Here is a 17596-nt window from a genome sequence, read left to right as displayed (position 1 = left end):
AGCAGTTCCAGCACCGATTCGCTTCCCGCTGTCACCCCACGGATGGTAGTGCTCCGCAACCGCGCTCCACAGGGACGACGTTGTATCAAATGACCGTCCTACGGCTCTGATTCACGACAGTTCGCGGCCCCGGCCGCCACCGCACCAGGGGAGGACACGCCATGGCACCAGAGCGGTTCCGCGAGCAGTTCGACCAGATCCAGCGCGCGATGCCCGACGTCCGCCTGGCGGTCGGCCCGGACGACGCGGGCGAGTTCCTGTACGAGAAGGGCGTCGTCCTCGCCCGCGACGGTGAGGAGGCCCGCCTCGTGGAGGACACCGTGCGCCGGCACTTCACCACGTTCGCCGGTCTGACGGCCGATCAGGTGCGCCGGACCGGCCCGGAGACCAACCGCTCGGGCATCACCCGCATCCAGGTCGCCGACCCCGGGCAGGGCGACGGCAGTGGCGACCCCGCCGTCGCGGGCGCCCTGCGGGCCCTGAGGGAGCCGGAGGGCCGCGCCGGACGCCGGCTGGTCAGCCGCAACCACGTGGTGTCGATCGCGGTCAACGCCTGCCCGGGTGACGAACCGGTGCCCGTGGCGGCCACCGGGCAGCCCAACCCGGCCGCGCCCGACGGTGCTTACGCCGCGGACAGCGCCGTCCGCGCCGTTGATGTCCTCGTCATCGACACCGGCCTCATGCACGACCACCGCTCCTACCCGCTCCTCGCCCACACCCGGGGCGACGCCCAGGTCGAGGAGTGCGGGGAGGACGGCGTCCTGAGGCAGTACTGCAGCCACGGCACGTTCATCGCGGGGCTCGTCGCGGCCGTCGCCCCCCACACCGACATCACGGTCCGCGGCACCCTGAACGACGCCGGCGCCATCCTGGAGTCCGAGTTCGGCGAGAAGCTCTTCGAGGCCGTCGACCGGGACGGCTGGCCCGACGTCATCAGCCTCTCCGCCGGCACCTCCAACGGCCGCACCGACGGACTGCTCGGCGTGGACGCCTTCATGCGGGAACTCCGCGAGCAGCGCACCCTGCTGGTCGCCGCCGCCGGCAACAACTCCAGTGCCACCCCGTTCTGGCCCGCCGCCTACGCAGGCCTGCCCGGCTACGAGAACGCCGTACTGTCGGTCGGTGCCCTGCGCGGCGACGACGAATTCGGCGCCTGCTTCACCAACCACGGTGCCTGGGTGCGGGCCTACGCCCCCGGCGAGCGACTCACCAGCGCCCTCACCGGCTTCGAGACACCCGTGCCGTACGTGTACCAGCACTCCACCTACGACGCCTGCCGCTACGGCTTCGGCTACCGGTGCACCTGCCGCCACCCCCGCCACACCGGCGTACTGAGCGAGGAGGGCGGCTCCGGCAAGCCGGACCAGGTGATGTTCGAAGGGCTCGCCCAGTGGAGCGGCACCTCGTTCGCCACCCCGGTCGCCGTCGGCATGATCGCCGCCCACATGACCGCGCAGGCCGAGACCGACCCGCGCAAGGCCCGACGGCAGCTGATGGGCGCGAACGGGGAGGTCGCCGAGGTGCGCGGGGCGAACGTACCGGCGCTCATCCCGGCCACCTGGCGTCCCACGCCCGTCGCGCTCCCCGCCGCCCGGACATGAGGTCCGGAACCGTGCCCTCCACGGCGTACGATGACTTGCCGTACACGAGGGGTGGGGCCGTGGACCGTACTGATGTCGGCGCGTTGGTCCAGTCCGCCGCCGGCGGCGACGCGGCGGCCTGGAAGGCGATCGTGGAAGGGCTGGGTCCACTGGTGTGGTCCGTGGTGCGCGCCCACCGGCTCTCCGACACCGACGCGCACGAGGTCTACCAGACGGTGTGGTTCCGCTTCGCCCAGAACCTGGGGCGGATCCGCGAACCGGACAAGACGGGCGCCTGGCTGGCCAGTACGGCACGGAACGAGTGCCTGAAGGTGCTCAGGAACGCGCGCCGGCTGACCCTGACGGACGATCCGCAGCTCCTGGACCGGGTCAGCGAGGACGGCACGCCGGAGCAGTCGCTGCTGGAGGCGGAGGATGCCGCCGCGCAGAGCGAGCGGGTACGGCGGCTGTGGCAGGAGTTCGAGGAACTCGGCGACCGGTGCAGGCAGTTGTTGCGTGTGCTGATCGCCTCGCCGCCGCCCAGCTATCAGGAGGTGTCCGCCGCGCTGGGTATCGCGGTGGGCAGCATCGGGCCCCTGCGCCAGCGCTGCCTGCGCCGACTGCGGGCCCGGCTCGAGGCACGGGGGGCGATGTGAACGGCATGGACGGCACGAGCGAGACCATGGAAGGTCCGCACGGCGCGGACGCCGGTGCCGACCTGCTGGAGGAGGAGCTCCGGCAGGCCGCCGCCGTCCTGGATCCGCTGCCGCCGGCGCTCCTGCAGATCGCCGTGGACGCCTACGCGCTGCACGACCTGGACGCCCGGGTGGCCGAGCTGACCTTCGACTCGCTGGTCGACGCCATCCCGGTCAGGGGAGCGACGGACCCGCCGAGGATGCTCACCTTCAGCGCGGATGAGCTGACCGTGGACGTCGAGGTGACCGCGCACGGCCTGATGGGGCAGGTGCTGCCGCCCCAGCCGGCCCGCGTCGAGGTGCTGGGCGGACCGCGGTCGGGCCCTTCCCTCGTCGCCGACGACATGGGCCGCTTCACCGGCGCCACCCCGCCCGCCGGCCCGTTCGCCCTGCGCCTGCGGACCGCGGGGGACCTGGTCGTGACGGAGTGGGTGCGCGCCTGAGCACCGGGCACCCCATGCCGCGCCCGGCCGGGTGAAGGGGACGGCACCCGGTCAGCGCGACACCGCGCCCACCGGGGCCGTGAGAGCCGAGGCGAGGTCCGACAGGCCCGGACCGGCGGGGCCGCCCGGCTCGGTCATGTGGACGTCCCGGCGGATCTCCATCCTCAGTGCCGTCACCTCCGCCCGCTTCTCGTGGAACTCCAGCGGCACGTACGCCCCGGCGAACGGGCTGTTCAGTCCCGCCCCCCGCAGGGCACGAACGCTTCGCGGGCCGCCTCGAGCAGCGCGGACGGTGTGGGGAAAGGGTCGGTGCCCAGGCAGACGGCCGGGCGAGGGGCCTCTCCGTGCAGCTCGTAGGGCAGGAGTGAGGTGCGGTAGGAGTGCACATCGATGATCACGGCCCGCCCGGTGGCCGCGAGGCGATCCGCGACCGCCTCGGTCATGGCCCGCGCGTACGGCCGGAAGTGCCGCTCGATCAGCGGTTCGAGGTCGAAGCCGTCGGGCCGCAGTACGTCCTTGTGCGTGGTCCGGGTGAGACCGCGCCCGTCCCCACGGTCGGCATCTCCTCCCGCTCGTCCGGGAACCGCTCGGGGTCGACCACCAGCCGGGACAGCCGGTTCACGAACCGCCACGGTGTGATCCCGGCCGCCTCGGCCGCGGCCTCGGCGATCGCGGCGGTGTGCGCGTCGGCGAGGTGGTCCAGCTCCCGCTCCGGCTCCGCGTCCCCAGCACGATCCCGGACCGCACCGCGGCCGGTCTCTCCCGCGCGGAGTGCGGCACGTGGAGGATCACGGGGGAGCCTCCGGCTCCGGGGAGGAGAGCGCAGGACTGCGGGGTGTCGGTCATCGTGCTGCTCCAGGAGGGTTTGTCAGCGGTGCACGGCATGATCAAGGTGCCGCACACCACTGTCAACACGTCGAGACCGGGACCGCAGTGCCGGCTACCCCAGCAACTCGCGGATCAGCGCGCCGACCTGCTCCGTCTCGAGGAGGAAACCGTCGTGTCCGTAGGGCGACTCCACCACTCTGAGCCGGTCGGCACCGGGAAGGTGCGCGGCCAGCTCGGCCTGCTGGGACGGCGGATAGAGACGGTCCGAGTCGACCCCCGCCACCAGCGCGGGCGCGGTCACCCGGCGCAGGGCGGCACGGACGCCACCCCTGCCGCGTCCCACGTCGTGGCCGTTCATCGCCTCCGTCAGCACCACGTAGCTGCCCGCGTCGAACCTCCGGACGAGCTTGACCGCGTGGTGGTCGAGGTACGACTCGACCTGGTACCGGCCGCCGCGCCACGGATCCTCCGCACCCTGCGGCTCCCGGCCGAATCGGGCCGACAGTTCCGGCTCGCTGCGGTAGGTGACGTGGGCGATGCGGCGGGCGATCCCCAGTCCGGCGTGCGGGCCCCGGCCGGTGTCGTGGTAGTCACCGCCGCGCCAGTGCGGATCACTGCGAATGGCGTGCAGCTGGAGGGTGGACCAGGCGATCTGCTCGCCGCTCGCGGCCGCCGTGGTGGCGAGCAGCAGCAGCGCCCCCGTGCGTTCCGGATGCGCCACCGCCCACTCCACGGCACGCATCCCGCCCATCGAACCGCCGACCACCAGCGCCCACGTCCCGACGCCGAGCGCGTCCGCCAGTCGGGCCTCGGCGGCGACCTGGTCCCGCTGGGTCAGATACGGGAAGGCACCGCCCCACCGGCGCCGCCCGCCGGGGCGCGGCGAGGCCGGTCCCGTGCTGCCCTGGCAGCCGCCCAGCACGTTCGGGGCGACGACGAACCAGCGGTCGGTGTCGAGGGCCAGCCCGGGGCCGATCAGCCCGTCCCACCAGCCCGCCGTGGGATGACCGGGGCCGGCCCGGCCGCATGGCTGTCACCGGTGAGCGCGTGCAGCACCAGCACGGCGTTGGACCCGTCCGGCGCAAGCCGCCCCCAGGTCTCGAACGCCAGTTCCACGCCAGGGAGTTCACCGCCCGCCTCCAGCGGCAGCGGCGTGCCGAGGACATGCCATTGACGCCGTCCGGGCGGGTCACCCTCCTGCCAGGCCCCGGTGGTCGGCGGGAGGGGAACCGATGTCCCGGAGGTCGCGAAGGCGTTCAGGAGGCACCCTTGGCCGCGCGGAAACCGGACTCCAGGTCGGCCGTGAGGTCGACGAGGCTCTCGATGCCGACCGAGAGCCGTACCAGACCCGGCGCGGTGCCGGTCGCCTCGAGCTGCTCCTCGTCCAGCTGGCTGTGGGTGGTGGACGCCGGGTGGATGATCAGGCTGCGCACATCACCGATGTTGGCGAGGTGGCTGAACAGCTCCACACCGTCCACGAACCGCTTGCCCGCTTCGACACCGCCCTTCAGCTCGAAGGAGAACACCGCGCCGGCGCCGCGGGGGAGGTACGTCCGCGCGGCCTCGTACCAGCGGCTGGACGGCAGGCCCGGGTGGTGCACCACCGCCACCTCGTCGCGCTGCTCCAGCCACTCCGCCAGCGCCTGCGCGTTGGCGGACTGCCGCTCCATGCGCAGGCTCAGCGTCTCCACGCCCTGCAGCAGCAGGAACGCGGAGTGCGGGGCGATGGCCGGTCCGAGGTCGCGCAGCAACTGGACGCGCAGCTTGACCGCGAACGCGCCGGGTCCGAGCGCCGGCCAGTAGCGCAGGCCGTGGTAGCTGGGGTCGGGCTCGGTGAAGTCCGGGAACCGCTCGGCGTGCGCCCCGAAGTCGAAGGTGCCGCCGTCCACGACCACGCCGCCGAGCGTGGTGCCGTGCCCGCCGAGGAACTTCGTCGCCGAGTGCACCACGATGTCCGCGCCGTGCTCGAGCGGGCGCAGCAGATAGGGCGTGGGGATCGTGTTGTCCACGACCAGCGGTACGCCCGCCCCGTGCGCCACGTCCGCGACCGCCCGCACGTCGAGCACATTGCCCCGCGGGTTGCCCAGCGTCTCGGCGAAGAACGCCTTGGTGTTCGGCCGGACGGCCGCCCGCCAGGCATCGGCGTCGTCGGGATCGTCGACGAAGGACACCTCGATGCCGAACTTCGGCAGGGTGTGCCGGAAGAGGTTGTACGTTCCGCCGTACAGCGAGGAGGCCGAGACGATGTGGTCGCCGGCCCCGGCGAGAGTCAGGAGGGCCAGCGTCTGCGCGGCCTGTCCCGAGGACAGCGCCACCGCCGCCACACCGCCCTCCAGGGCGGCGACGCGCTGCTCGAAGACGTCCTGGGTGGGGTTGTGGATGCGGGTGTAGATGTTCCCCGGCTCCGCCAGCGAGAAGAGGTCGGCCGCGTGCTGGGTGTCCCGGAACACGAACGAGGACGTCTGGTAGATCGGCGTGGCCCGGGCCCCGGTCGTGGGATCGGGTTCGGCGCCGGCGTGGATCTGTTTCGTCTCGAACGACCAGGCCGACATGTCGGGACCGGTGGACGTCTCCTCGGGGGTGTGACCGGCGGGGACGGGTTCGGTGGGCTGGCTCATGGTGTGCTCCTCGTGCGCAGTGCGGGCGCGGGCGGCGGATCCGCGGACGTACCTGGGGGGTGCGGGGGCGTGCCGGATGTCCCTGGGGATCAGGGCGTAGGGAGGACCACGTGCCGACGTGGGTGTCGGCTTCTCGCGCGACACGCCGCAGTGATGACACGTGCGTGGTCGCCGGTGGCAGCGCGTCACCAGCTCGATGCTACGACGAGGTGAGCGCGAAATGAGATGGCGTCTCAGTAGGTGGTCGGTCTCTTCACACGGCATTCATGAACGCGGCGTGCCCGGGGCGCGGCCCGCCGATCGGGTCGGCGGGCCGGTGACGAACACGGCTCCGCCCCGGCCGGACGTCGTGCCGGCCGGGGCGGAGCCAGTGGAGCCTATGCCCGCTCGCGTCAGCTCAGGGACGCCAGCGCCTCGTTCCAGGTCGCCGACGGACGCATGATCGCGGCGGCCTTGGCCGGGTCGGGCCGGTAGTAGCCGCCGATCTCGGCCGGCTCGCCCTGGACGGCGATCAGCTCGTCGACGATCTTCCGCTCGTTCGCGGCGAGCGTCTCGGCGAGCGGGGCGAAGGCCTTCGCCAGGTCCGCGTCGTCGGTCTGCCCGGCCAGCTCCTGCGCCCAGTACAGGGACAGGTAGAAGTGGCTGCCGCGGTTGTCGATGCCGCCGAGGCGACGGCTCGGGGACTTGTCCTCGTTGAGGAAGGTCGCCGTGGCCCGGTCGAGGGCGTCGGCGAGGACCTTGGCCCTGGTGTTGCCCGTGGTCGTCGCGAACTGCTCCAGGGACGGAACCAGGGCGAAGAACTCACCGAGGGAGTCCCAGCGCAGGTAGTTCTCCTTGACCAGCTGCTGCACGTGCTTGGGCGCGGAGCCGCCCGCACCCGTCTCGAACAGGCCGCCGCCCGCCATCAGCGGGACGACCGACAGCATCTTGGCGCTGGTGCCCAGCTCCAGGATCGGGAACAGGTCGGTCAGGTAGTCGCGCAGCACGTTGCCGGTGACCGAGATGGTGTCCTCGCCGCGGCGGATGCGCTCCACCGACAGTTTGGTGGCCTCCACCGGGTTCAGGACGCGGATGTCCAGGCCCTCGGTGTCGTGCTCCGCGAGGTACTGCTCGACCTTGGCGATCAGGTTGGCGTCGTGGGCGCGGGTCTCGTCCAGCCAGAACACGGCCGGGACGCCGGTGGCGCGGGCGCGGGTGACGGCGAGCTTCACCCAGTCGCGGATCGGCGCGTCCTTGGTCTGGCAGGCACGGAAGATGTCACCGGCGGAGACGGTCTGCTCCAGAACGACCTCGCCGGCCTGGTCGACCAGGCGGACGGTGCCGGTGACCGGGATCTCGAAGGTCTTGTCGTGGCTGCCGTACTCCTCGGCCTTCTGCGCCATCAGACCCACGTTCGGGACCGAGCCCATCGTGGACGGGTCGAAGGCGCCGTGGGCACGGCAGTCCTCGATCACGGCCTGGTAGACACCGGAGTAGCTGGAGTCCGGCAGGACGGCCAGGGTGTCGGCCTCCTGGCCGTCGGGGCCCCACATGTGGCCGGAGGTGCGGATCATGGCCGGCATGGAGGCGTCCACGATGACGTCCGAGGGGACGTGCAGGTTGGTGATGCCCTTGTCGGAGTCGACCATCGCCAGCTCCGGGCCCTCGGCGAGCTCGGCGTCGAAGGACGCCTTGATCTCGGCGCCCTCGGGCAGGCCCTCGAGGCCCTTGTAGATACCGCCCAGGCCGTCGTTCGGGCTGAGGCCGGCCGCGGCGAGCTTCTCGCCGTACTTCGCGAACGTCTTCGGGAAGAAGGCGCGCACCACGTGGCCGAAGACGATCGGGTCGGAGACCTTCATCATCGTGGCCTTCAGGTGCACGGAGAACAGCACGCCGTCCTGCTTGGCGCGGGCCACCTGCGCGGTGAGGAACTCGCGCAGCGCGGCGACCCGCATCACGGAGGCGTCGACGACCTCGTCCTTCAGGACGGGTACGGACTCGCGCAGCACCGTGGTGGTGCCGTCGTCGCCGACCAGCTCGATGCGCAGCGCACCGTCCGCGGCGATCACCGCGGACTTCTCGGTGGAGCGGAAGTCGTTCTCGTCCATGGTCGCCACGTTGGTCTTGGACTCGGAGGTCCAGGCGCCCATGCGGTGCGGGTGGGTCTTGGCGTAGTTCTTGACCGAGGCGGGGGCGCGCCGGTCGGAGTTGCCCTCGCGCAGGACCGGGTTCACGGCGGAACCCTTGATCTTGTCGTAGCGGGCGCGGACCTCGCGCTCCTCGTCGGTCTTCGGGTCGTCCGGGTAGTCCGGCAGCGCGTAGCCCTGGCCCTGCAGTTCGGCGACCGCGGCCTTGAGCTGCGGGATCGACGCCGAGATGTTCGGCAGCTTGATGATGTTCGCGGTGGGCGTCTTGGCCAGCTCGCCGAGCTCGGCGAGGGCGTCCGGGATGCGCTGGTCCTCGGTGAGGTACTCCGGGAACACGGCGATGATGCGTCCGGCCAGCGAGATGTCACGCGTCTCCACGGTGACACCGGCCTGCGAGGCGTACGCCCGGACCACCGGCAGGAAGGAATACGTCGCCAGGGCCGGGGCCTCGTCAGTGTGCGTATAGATGATGGTCGAGTCAGTCACCGGGTGCTCCGCTCCACGTCTGCAACATTGCTCGACATCAAGATATCCCGTTCGCGACCTCGGCTCGACAGGGGTCCGGACCCGTATGCGCCGACCAGCCCTCCCCGTCCCCGGCCGCTCGCCGTCGGCCGGGGTCCGCCGCGGTCCGCCGGCGCCGGTCAGATCGGCCGGGTCGCCGTCATGTCGCTAGGCTCGGGCTCGGTGCCGCGCTGCTGCGGGAACACCACCGTGCCCTGCTGCAGCGCCACCGTCCGCGCGGGGGACGGGATGCGGATGCCCTCCTCACCGTAGCGACGGTGCAGGCGCTTGATGAACTCGTGCTTGATCCGGTACTGGTCGCTGAACTCGCCGACGCCCAGAATCACGGTGAACCCGATCCGGGAGTCGCCGAAGGTGTGGAAACGCACCGCCGGCTCGTGCTCCGGGATCGCGCCGGTGATCTCCGTCATCACCTCGGCGACCACCTCCATGGTCACCCGCTCCACCTGCTCCAGGTCGCTGTCGTAGGAGACCCCGGCCTGCACCAGGATGGTCAGCTTCTGCTCGGGACGCATGAAGTTGGTCATGTTCGTCTTCGCGAGCTGCCCGTTGGGGATGACCACCAGGTTGTTGGAGAGCGCGCGCACGGTCGTCTGACGCCAGTTGATGTCCTCGACGTAGCCCTCCTCGCCGCTGCTCAGCCGGATGTAGTCACCGGGCTGGACGGTCTTGGAGGCGAGGATGTGGATGCCCGCGAACAGGTTGGCGAGCGTGTCCTGAAGGGCCAGCGCGACCGCCAGCCCGCCGACGCCGAGAGCGGTGATCATCGGGGCGATGGGGATGCCGAGCGTCTGGAGCACCACCATGAACCCGATCGCCAGGACCAGGATCCGGGTGATGTTCGTGAAGATGGTGGCCGACCCGGCGACACCGGAACGGGACTGGGTCACCGATTGCACCAGGCCGGCCACCACCCGGGCCGCCGACACGGTCGCCGCGACGATGACCAGTACCGTCAGCATCTGGTTGACGTTGTGCTGCACGGTCCGGGTCAGCGGCAGCGCCGCCGCCGCGGACGCCGCGCCGCCCGCGACCGCCGCCCACGGCGCGATCATGCGCAGGGCGTCCACGAGGACGTCGTCCCCGCGCCAGCTGGTGCGTTCGGCGTGGCGGCCGAGCCAGCGCAGCAGCATCCGCAGCAGGAACGCCGCCAGCAGGCCCGCGACGGTCGCGATACCGGCGTACAGCAGATCGTCCAGAGTGAGCGCGCGCGTCATCGCTCACCTCCGGCGAGCGTCCTCGCCGCCGACCGTGTGTGATGTCCTGTCACGTCTCGTCACCTGCTCGAGTTCGGGGATGCCCGGGAGGGTGCGGGCCGGGAGGTACGCCGTGCCGGACCGGCCTGGCCCGCGGTCGGCACAGTCGCTCATCTTGCCGTATCGGGAAGGGGAGTTCGTACCACGCCGCCGGCGCCGGGGTCGTATCGAGACGCTGGTCGGATGACCTTCAGCCGCACCGGCGCCCTGTGTCAGCGCTCCCGGCAGCATCGGCGGCCACACCGTGATGACCCGGAAGGCCGGCGCCACCGCGGCCGCCCCGCCCGCCGCGACCAGCACCACGACCCGTGCCGCCTCCACCGGGCCGAGCCCGCCCGGCGTGGGCCCCAGCGCGACCGTGACGGTCGCCGCGAGATACGCCACCGCCGGGTGCGCGTCCGGGAACGCGACGAGCAGCACGCCCAGCGGGGCCACCCGGCCGACGGGCTCCGCCGGCGGATACAGCGCGAGGGCGGCCGAGGAACAGGGCAGCGACATCCCGCACACCGTCATGAACCGCGGACTGACGGCGCTCGCGCCCAGACCGGTCGGCAGCAGATGGTTGGCCGCGCCCGCGGCGAACTGTGTGGCCGGCAACCGCCGTCCGGGCAGCCGTTCGAGGACGGCGCCCTGCCGGGTGCACGCGGCAGGGCGCCCAGGGCAGGCGGGTCGCGCCGCCCGCGGCGAGCAGTCAGGGCCACCGGGTGGGCGGCGTGCCTTGACCTCAACAAAGAGTGAGGTTCTACGTTTTCCGCATGAGTATGGAGACCACAGCCTGGACCCAGTTGCGCAGTGTCATGACCGCCGAGGAGGAGCGCCGCCCCTTCGCGCGGGACACGCTGCGCCGGATCGGAGGGTTCGCCCGCCCGCACCGCCGCCGCCTGACCCTCTTCGTTCTGCTCGGATCGGCGACCGCACTGCTCGCCGTCGCCACCCCCGTGCTGGCCGGGCGCGTCGTCGACACCATCGTGACCGGCGGCGAATCGGCCACGGTCGTCCGGCTGGCCCTGCTCATCGCGCTGATCGCGGTGGCGGAGGCGGCGCTCGGCATCCTCGGCCGCAGACTGTCGGCCTCCCTCGGGGAGGAACTCATCCTCGATCTGCGGACCGCCGTGTTCGACCATGTGCAGCGGATGCCGGTCGCGTTCTTCACCCGCACTCGTACGGGCGCGCTCGTCTCCCGTCTCAACAATGACGTGATCGGCGCCCAGCGGGCCTTCAGCAACACCTTGTCCACCGTGGTCGGCAACGTGGTGACGCTGGTGCTCGCCCTGGCCGTGATGCTCACCCTGTCCTGGCGGATCACCCTGCTCGCGCTGGTGCTGCTGCCGGTGTTCGTGGTCCCCGCCCGGCGCATGGGCCGCCGCATGGCCCGTATGCAGCGCGAGGCAGCCGCCCTGAACGCGGCCATGGGCACCCGGATGACCGAGCGCTTCTCCGCGCCCGGCGCCACCCTGGTCAAGCTCTTCGGCCTGCCCGAGGAGGAGGCGGAGGAATTCGCGGAGCGCGCCCGCCGGGTGCGGGACATCGGCGTACGGACGGCCACCGCCCAGACCGTGTTCATCACCGCGCTGACCCTCGTCTCCGCCCTCGCCCTGGCCCTCGTCTACGGAGTCGGCGGTCACCTCGCGCTGCGCGGCGCCCTGGAGCCCGGCGCGGTCGTGTCGCTGGCGCTGCTGCTCACCCGCCTGTACGCGCCGCTGACCTCGCTCGCGGGGGCGCGGGTCGAGGTGATGAGCGCCCTGGTCAGCTTCGAGCGGGTCTTCGAGGTCCTGGATCTGCAGCCGCTCATCGAGGAGAAGCCGGACGCCCGCGACGTGCCCGCCGGGCCGGTGTCCGTCGAGTTCGACGACGTCCGCTTCGGCTACCCGTCCGCCGACAAGGTCTCACTCGCCTCCCTGGAGGAGGTCGCCACCCTGGACACGAACGGGGGCACGGAGGTCCTGCACGGCATCTCCTTCCGCGCCGAACCCGGGCAGACCGTGGCTCTCGTCGGCTCCTCCGGCGCAGGCAAGTCGACCATCGCGCAGCTGCTGCCGCGCCTCTACGACGTCGACTCGGGGGCGGTGCGCGTGGGTGGCGTCGACGTCCGGGACCTCACCGCGCGGTCGCTGCGCGACACCCTCGGCATGGTCACCCAGGACGGCCACCTCTTCCACGACACGGTCCGCGCCAACCTGCTCCTGGCCGGGCCCGGGGCGAGCGAGCCCGAACTCTGGGACGCGCTGCGCCGCGCCCGCCTGGAGGACCTCGTACGGTCCCTGCCCGACGGTCTGGACACGGTGGTCGGAGAACGCGGCTACCGGTTCTCCGGCGGGGAACGCCAGCGCATGACGATCGCGCGGCTGCTGCTGGCCCGGCAGCGGGTCGTCCTCCTCGACGAGGCCACCGCCCACCTGGACAACACCTCCGAGGCGGCCGTCCAGGAGGCGCTCGCCGAGGCCCTGGAGGGCAGGACGGCCCTCGTCATCGCCCACCGGCTGTCCACCGTCCGGACCGCGGACCAGATCCTGGTCGTCGAAGCCGGCCGGATCGTGGAACGGGGCACGCACGAGGAACTGCTGGAGGCCGGCGGCCGCTACGCCACACTGCACCACACCCAGTTCGCCCCCCGGCCGACGGGCCCCGACCACGACCGGGGCCACGACCTGGACCGCAGCGCACCGGCGGCGGCGTAGGCCCCGCCCGGCCCGTCACACAGCGCCGCCGCCGACCCCGGGATCGGGGTCGGCGGCGGCGCTCGCGGGTGCACGGCGGCTCCCCCGCGGGGAGCCGCTCGGCGTCACGTTCCCTGGCTGGTGGCCTTCGTCAGGGACGAGCTCTCCTCGGCACCGGACTTCCCGCGCCCGGAGCGGGCGCGGCCACGGCCGCGACCGCGACCACGGCCGCCACCGCCGTCGCCCGCGTACGCGTCGAGCTCGATGGCGAGCGGCGACGCGGTCAGGACCGACGAGTACGTGCCTACTCCGATGCCGATCAGCAGGGCGAGCGCGAAGTCGGTGAGCGAGTCACCGCCCAGCAGGGCCAGCGCGGCCAGGATGAAGATCACACCGATACCGGTGTTGACCGTACGGGGCACCGTCTGCAGGATCGCCTGGTTGGTGGACTGGGCCAGGGGCGCCTTGCGGTCCTTCTGCCACAGTTCCCGGACGCGGTCGAAGACCACGACGGAGTCGTTCACCGAGTAGCCGACCACGGTGAGCAGCGCGGCCAGGAACACCCCGTCGATCGGCTTGCCCAGCCACGCGAAGATGCCGGTGAGGATCACCACGTCGTGGGCCAGGGTGCTGACCGCCGCCGTACCGAACATCCAGCGGAACCGGAAGGCGAGGTACACGAGCTGGGCGCCGAGGGCCAGGCCGAGCGCGATCAGCGCGTTACGGCGCAGTTCGTCACCGAGGCTCGGGCCGATCAGCTCGTCGCGGACCTTCTCCGCCCCGCCGCCGACCTCGTCGATGGCCTCGGCGACCTTGACCGCCTCGGCGTTGCTCAGCTCCTCTGTGCGCACCGTCAGCCCGTTGTCCCCGGAGGACTGCACGACGGCCTGCGGGAAGCCGGCGTCGGCCAGGGCCTCACGGGCCCGGTCCGGCTCGACGGTGTTGGTGGTCGAGTACTCGATCAGCCTGCCGCCGGTGAACTCGACACCGAAGTTCAGCCCGCGCACCACGATGCCGGCGCCGGTGACGACGAGCACGAGGAGGGACACCACCAGCCAGCGGCGCGGGCGGCGCATCAGCTGCGGGTCGCGCCGCGTGAGGTACGCACGGACCCGCCCGATGGAGGCCAGACCGGTGAGCTTGGGACGGCGGTGCACCCAGCGGCGCTCCACGGCGAACTCGGCCAGCACCCGCGTGATCACCAGTGCGCTGATCATGGAGGCGAGGACACCGATGGCCAGGGTGACGCCGAAGCCCTTCACCGGACCGGAGGCGAGCAGGAACAGCAGCCCCGCCGCGATGAGCGTGGTGATGTTGGAGTCGGCGATCGCGCTGAACGCACCCTTGAAGCCGGCGGTCAGGGCCGAGCGGCTGCTGGGCCGGTTGCGTTTGCCGTACTCCTCGCGCGCTCGTTCGAAGACCAGCACGTTGGCGTCGACGGCCATACCGATCGCCAGGACGAAACCGGCCAGACCCGGCAGGGTCAGTGTCGCGCCCAGACCCGCGAGAGCGGCGTAGGAGATCACGCCGTAGCAGGCCAGGGCCACGGTGGCCAGGAAACCCATCAGCCGGTAGACGACGATGATGAACAGCGCGGTGAGGGCGGTGCCCACGACGGCCGCCCAGGCGCTCGACTCGATGGCCTCGGCGCCCAGCGTCGGGCCCACGGTCCGCTGCTCGACCGTCTCGACCGGCACCGGAAGGGCACCGCCGTGGATGAGGAGGGCGAGCTCCTTGGACTCCTCACTGGTGAAGGAACCGGTGATCTGGGTGGACCCGCCGGTGATACCGGCCCCGCAGGCCACGGACGGATCGACCTGCGGCGACGAGATGATCTTGTTGTCCAGCACGATCGCGACCCGGCGCTTGGGATCACCCGCGGGGTTGCAGGCCGCCTGGCCGGTCAGCTTGGCCCAGCCCTTGTCGTCCTCGAAGTCCACGGTGACGTGCCAGCCGGCACCGCTCTGCTGGTCGAAGTTGGCCTCGGCGCCCTTCACGTCCTGACCGGAGAGCGCGGCGGGGGCCAGGTGGAGCCGCTCACCGGCCTCGTCGGCCAGGACGCGTTCCCCCTTCGGCAGGGACTTGTCGGACTCGGTACCGGGGCCGAGCACCGGGTGGACGGAGAGCTGCGCGGTACGGCCCAGCACGTCCGCGGCCTTCCGCGGGTCCTGCACACCGGGCAGCTCGACGATGATCCGGTTGTCACCGGAGCGGACGATGGTGGGTTCGGACACACCGAGCGCGTCGATACGGCCGCGCAGGACCTCGAGGGTCCGCTCGGTCGCCTCGCCGTCGGCCTTGACGGTCTCGGTGGAACGGGTCTCCAGCACGATCTGGGTGCCGCCGCGCAGGTCGAGGCCCAGACGGACGGGGACCGTGGCGGCGACGTACACGGACAGGGCGATCACGATGAGCGCGAACAACGCCCGGAAGCGGGCGGAACTTTTCACGGATGACTCCAGCAGGCACGCCGTGGCCGGCTACGGCACGGCGGAGAGGTAGGTGACAGGACTCTCAAGCGCTGGACGATACGGGAGGCGCCCGGCCGAGGTCCGCAGGCATGTGCGCGGCGGCGGGCGGCGCGTGCCCGGCCGCCGGGGCGGGCCGGGCCGGCCGGGGCGGCACGCGGGGGGTGTGCTCGGGAGTGAACAGCAGATGACCGGCCGGCACCGTACGCTCCCCGGCGTCGCGCTGCGGCCGGAAGGGCACGGTGCGGGCGGTGCAGTCGTCGGTGTGCGGACGCGCGTCGGACGAGTGGGTCCCGGGATCCGCGGCGGGATCCGGCGCGGCCGGGCCCGGCCCGTCGGGCGTCGCCGGACCCGGGACGGAGGGACCGGGAGCCGCGGGGGCGCCGACGGCGGGCGGCTGCGCCGCGAGGGCGGGCCGCGGGCCGTCCGGGATGCCGAACCCGAAGGTCAGCAGCACGGAGGCCAGCGCGGTGAGGACCGCGGCGATGCGGAGTGGAAGGCGGGCGGCAGGTCCCGGCAGGACGTGGCTCAAGGCTCGACGAGCCCCGCGCGGATCGCGTACCGGGTCAGATCCAGACGGTCCCGCAGACCCAGCTTGCTCAGCAGGTTCTCGCGGTGCCGCTGCACCGTCTTGATGCTGATGAAGAGCAGCTCGGCGATCTCCTTCGACGAGTGACCCTCGGCCACGAGCTTCAGCACCTCCTCCTCGCGCGGCGTCAGCAACTGCTCGGCGGCCTCCTCACCGTGCTGGACCCGGTCGAGGTAGTTGCGGATCAGCGCGGTGACCGCCCCCGGGTAGAGGAACGGCTCGTCGCGCATCGCGGCCCTGCAGGCGGCGACCAGGTCACGGTCGGCGACCGATTTCAGGACGTACCCGTTGGCCCCGGCCTTGAGCGCCTGGAACAGATACTGCTCGTTGTCGTGCATCGTCAGCATGAGGATACGCAAGCCCGGCTTGAGCGCGGACAGTTCGCGGGCGGCCTGCAGACCGGTCATCCGGGGCATGGCGATGTCCAGGACGGCCAGGTCAACCTCCTGGGCGCGGGCCATCGAGATCGCCTCCGCGCCGTCCCCGGCCTCGGCGACGACCTCCAGGTCCGGCTCCCGGTCGAGGATCAGCCGGACACCGCGGCGTACCAGGGCATGGTCGTCGGCGAGCAGGATCCGGATCGTGGTCGGTGGGGCCTGGTGGGTCATGACTGCTTCCTGACGGCGGGCACGGCCAGCCGGATCCGGGTACCGGTCCGGGTGACGGGAGTGATGTCCAGTGTGGCCCCGATGAGCAGGGCCCGTTCACGCATACCGCGAATTCCGGCGCCCTCACGGGCGACGCCGACGCCACGGCCGTCGTCGCTCACCTCGAGGACCACATGGTCGTCCTCCCGATACAGGCTCACTTTGACGTTCCGTGCCTCGGCATGCCGGGCGGCGTTGGTCAGACTCTCCTGCGCCACACGGTAGATCACAAGCTCGGTGCCGTTGTCGAGGGCGGGCAGATCGGGGTCGAAGCTGCGCTTCACCCGCAGCCCGGTGTGGGTGGCGAACTCGGTGGCGAGCGAGGTGATCGCACTGACCAGACCGAGATCGTCCAGCACACCCGGACGCAGCCGTCGCACCAGGCGGCGGACCTCGTCCAGGCTCTCCCGGGTGATCTCCTGCACCTGACGGAGCTCGCCGCGCAGCGGATCGGGCGCCTCGTCGGCGGCCTGCTTCAGGGCCAGCAGGATCGCGGTCATGCTCTGCCCGACCTCGTCGTGCAGCTCGACGGCGATACGGCGCCGCTCGGCCTCCTGGGCGAGCAGGGCGCGGGCGCTGCTCGCGGCGCGCTCCTTCTCCAGCCGCTCCAGCATGGCGTTGAAGGCGCTGACCAGCTCGGAGACCTCGTCGCCGCCGCGCACCGGAAGCCGCTGACCGGGCCGCAGCAGGTCGACGGTGGTCATCAGCCGGGTCACCCGGTCCAACGGAGCGAGCCCGACTCGCAGCAGGGCCGCGTTGGCGACGAGCATCACAGCCATACCGCCCACCAGGATCACTGCCTCGGTCAGCAGCACCGGAACGGACACGGTCACCGGAGCCCACAGCAACAGCGCGGTGGCCGCGCCCAGCACCACCGCGTTGAGCCCGAAGATCCGCCAGTACAGGGACACGGGGGTCACGCCTTCCTCATTTTTTCGTCTGCCTCTACTGTCGGGCACCACAGCGACCGATGCGGCAGCAACCCCCGGAGGCATACCCCTTCTCCCACGGCGAACGGCGAAACAGCGGACAGAGTGCACGAGCCGGCCCCTCCCGTCGATGGGCCCCGCGCCCCATTTCCGTCCGTCTGCCGACCCATGCCGAACGGGGTGGGTCCTCGAACCCGACGGAGATGGGTCCCGCGCCCAATGGGCGCCGGGCGCG

Annotated in this window: 11 protein-coding genes and 3 pseudogenes; 4 read left to right on the top strand and 10 right to left on the bottom strand. The window is 71.9% G+C overall.

The window, feature by feature from the left end; all coding sequences use genetic code 11:
* The first annotated feature begins 161 nt into the window (after positions 1–161).
* From WJ438_RS05025 to WJ438_RS05015, 3 genes are read left to right on the top strand one after another with little or no spacing between them, the layout of a single operon-like run.
* Complete coding sequence (locus WJ438_RS05025) at positions 162–1601, top strand: S8/S53 family peptidase (protein ID WP_406724136.1); 1440 nt, start codon at positions 162–164, stop codon at positions 1599–1601.
* Positions 1602–1660: 59 nt separating this feature from the next.
* Positions 1661–2236, top strand: coding sequence for an RNA polymerase sigma factor (locus WJ438_RS05020; protein WP_406724135.1), 576 nt, complete (start codon positions 1661–1663; stop codon positions 2234–2236).
* Positions 2237–2241: 5 nt separating this feature from the next.
* Complete coding sequence (locus WJ438_RS05015; protein ID WP_406724134.1) at positions 2242–2718, top strand: hypothetical protein; 477 nt, start codon at positions 2242–2244, stop codon at positions 2716–2718.
* Between the two features lie 51 nt (positions 2719–2769).
* Here the strand turns inward: WJ438_RS05015 and WJ438_RS05010 are convergent.
* The 6 genes and pseudogenes from WJ438_RS05010 to WJ438_RS04985 all read right to left on the bottom strand — a co-directional run.
* A pseudogene (locus WJ438_RS05010) lies at positions 2770–3564 on the bottom strand (N-formylglutamate amidohydrolase).
* 94 nt (positions 3565–3658) lie between these two features.
* A pseudogene (locus WJ438_RS05005) lies at positions 3659–4806 on the bottom strand (homoserine O-acetyltransferase).
* Positions 4803–6164, bottom strand: coding sequence for a bifunctional o-acetylhomoserine/o-acetylserine sulfhydrylase (locus WJ438_RS05000; RefSeq protein WP_406724133.1), 1362 nt, complete (start codon positions 6162–6164; stop codon positions 4803–4805). The pseudogene WJ438_RS05005 and the gene WJ438_RS05000 overlap by 4 nt, the downstream one beginning before the upstream one ends.
* A 392-nt stretch (positions 6165–6556) precedes the next feature.
* Positions 6557–8776, bottom strand: a complete 2220-nt coding sequence (locus WJ438_RS04995) for an NADP-dependent isocitrate dehydrogenase (protein ID WP_406724132.1) — start codon at positions 8774–8776, stop codon at positions 6557–6559.
* Between the two features lie 158 nt (positions 8777–8934).
* Entirely contained in the window at positions 8935–10032 is a 1098-nt protein-coding gene (locus WJ438_RS04990; RefSeq protein WP_406724131.1) for a mechanosensitive ion channel family protein, read from the bottom strand.
* A 221-nt stretch (positions 10033–10253) separates the two neighbouring features.
* Positions 10254–10762, bottom strand: a pseudogene (locus tag WJ438_RS04985) (TIGR00374 family protein); the annotation flags it as partial.
* A gap of 70 nt (positions 10763–10832) precedes the next feature.
* Here WJ438_RS04985 and WJ438_RS04980 point away from each other — a divergent pair.
* Complete coding sequence (locus WJ438_RS04980; RefSeq protein ID WP_406729592.1) at positions 10833–12749, top strand: ABC transporter ATP-binding protein; 1917 nt, start codon at positions 10833–10835, stop codon at positions 12747–12749.
* Positions 12750–12853: 104 nt separating this feature from the next.
* Here the strand turns inward: WJ438_RS04980 and secD are convergent, their stop codons facing one another.
* From secD to WJ438_RS04960, 4 genes are all read right to left on the bottom strand, one after another.
* Positions 12854–15178 carry a protein translocase subunit SecD gene (secD, locus tag WJ438_RS04975; RefSeq protein ID WP_406724130.1) on the bottom strand — a complete coding sequence of 775 codons (2325 nt, stop codon included), beginning with the start codon at positions 15176–15178 and terminating at the stop codon, positions 12854–12856.
* 64 nt (positions 15179–15242) lie between these two features.
* Positions 15243–15728 carry a hypothetical protein gene (locus WJ438_RS04970; protein WP_406724129.1) on the bottom strand — a complete coding sequence of 162 codons (486 nt, stop codon included), beginning with the start codon at positions 15726–15728 and terminating at the stop codon, positions 15243–15245.
* Positions 15725–16393, bottom strand: coding sequence for a response regulator (locus WJ438_RS04965; protein WP_406724128.1), 669 nt, complete (start codon positions 16391–16393; stop codon positions 15725–15727). The genes WJ438_RS04970 and WJ438_RS04965 overlap by 4 nt, the downstream gene beginning before the upstream one ends.
* Positions 16390–17343, bottom strand: a complete 954-nt coding sequence (locus WJ438_RS04960; RefSeq protein WP_406729591.1) for a histidine kinase — start codon at positions 17341–17343, stop codon at positions 16390–16392. Before WJ438_RS04960 ends, WJ438_RS04965 begins: the two co-directional genes overlap by 4 nt.
* Between the last annotated feature and the right edge of the window lie 253 nt (positions 17344–17596).

The sequence above is a fragment of the Streptomyces sp. GD-15H genome (assembly GCF_045291515.1).
GTDB lineage: Bacteria > Actinomycetota > Actinomycetes > Streptomycetales > Streptomycetaceae > Streptomyces.
The sequence above is the reverse complement of the archived record's forward strand: the minus strand, read 5'-3'. Positions and strand labels throughout refer to the sequence as shown.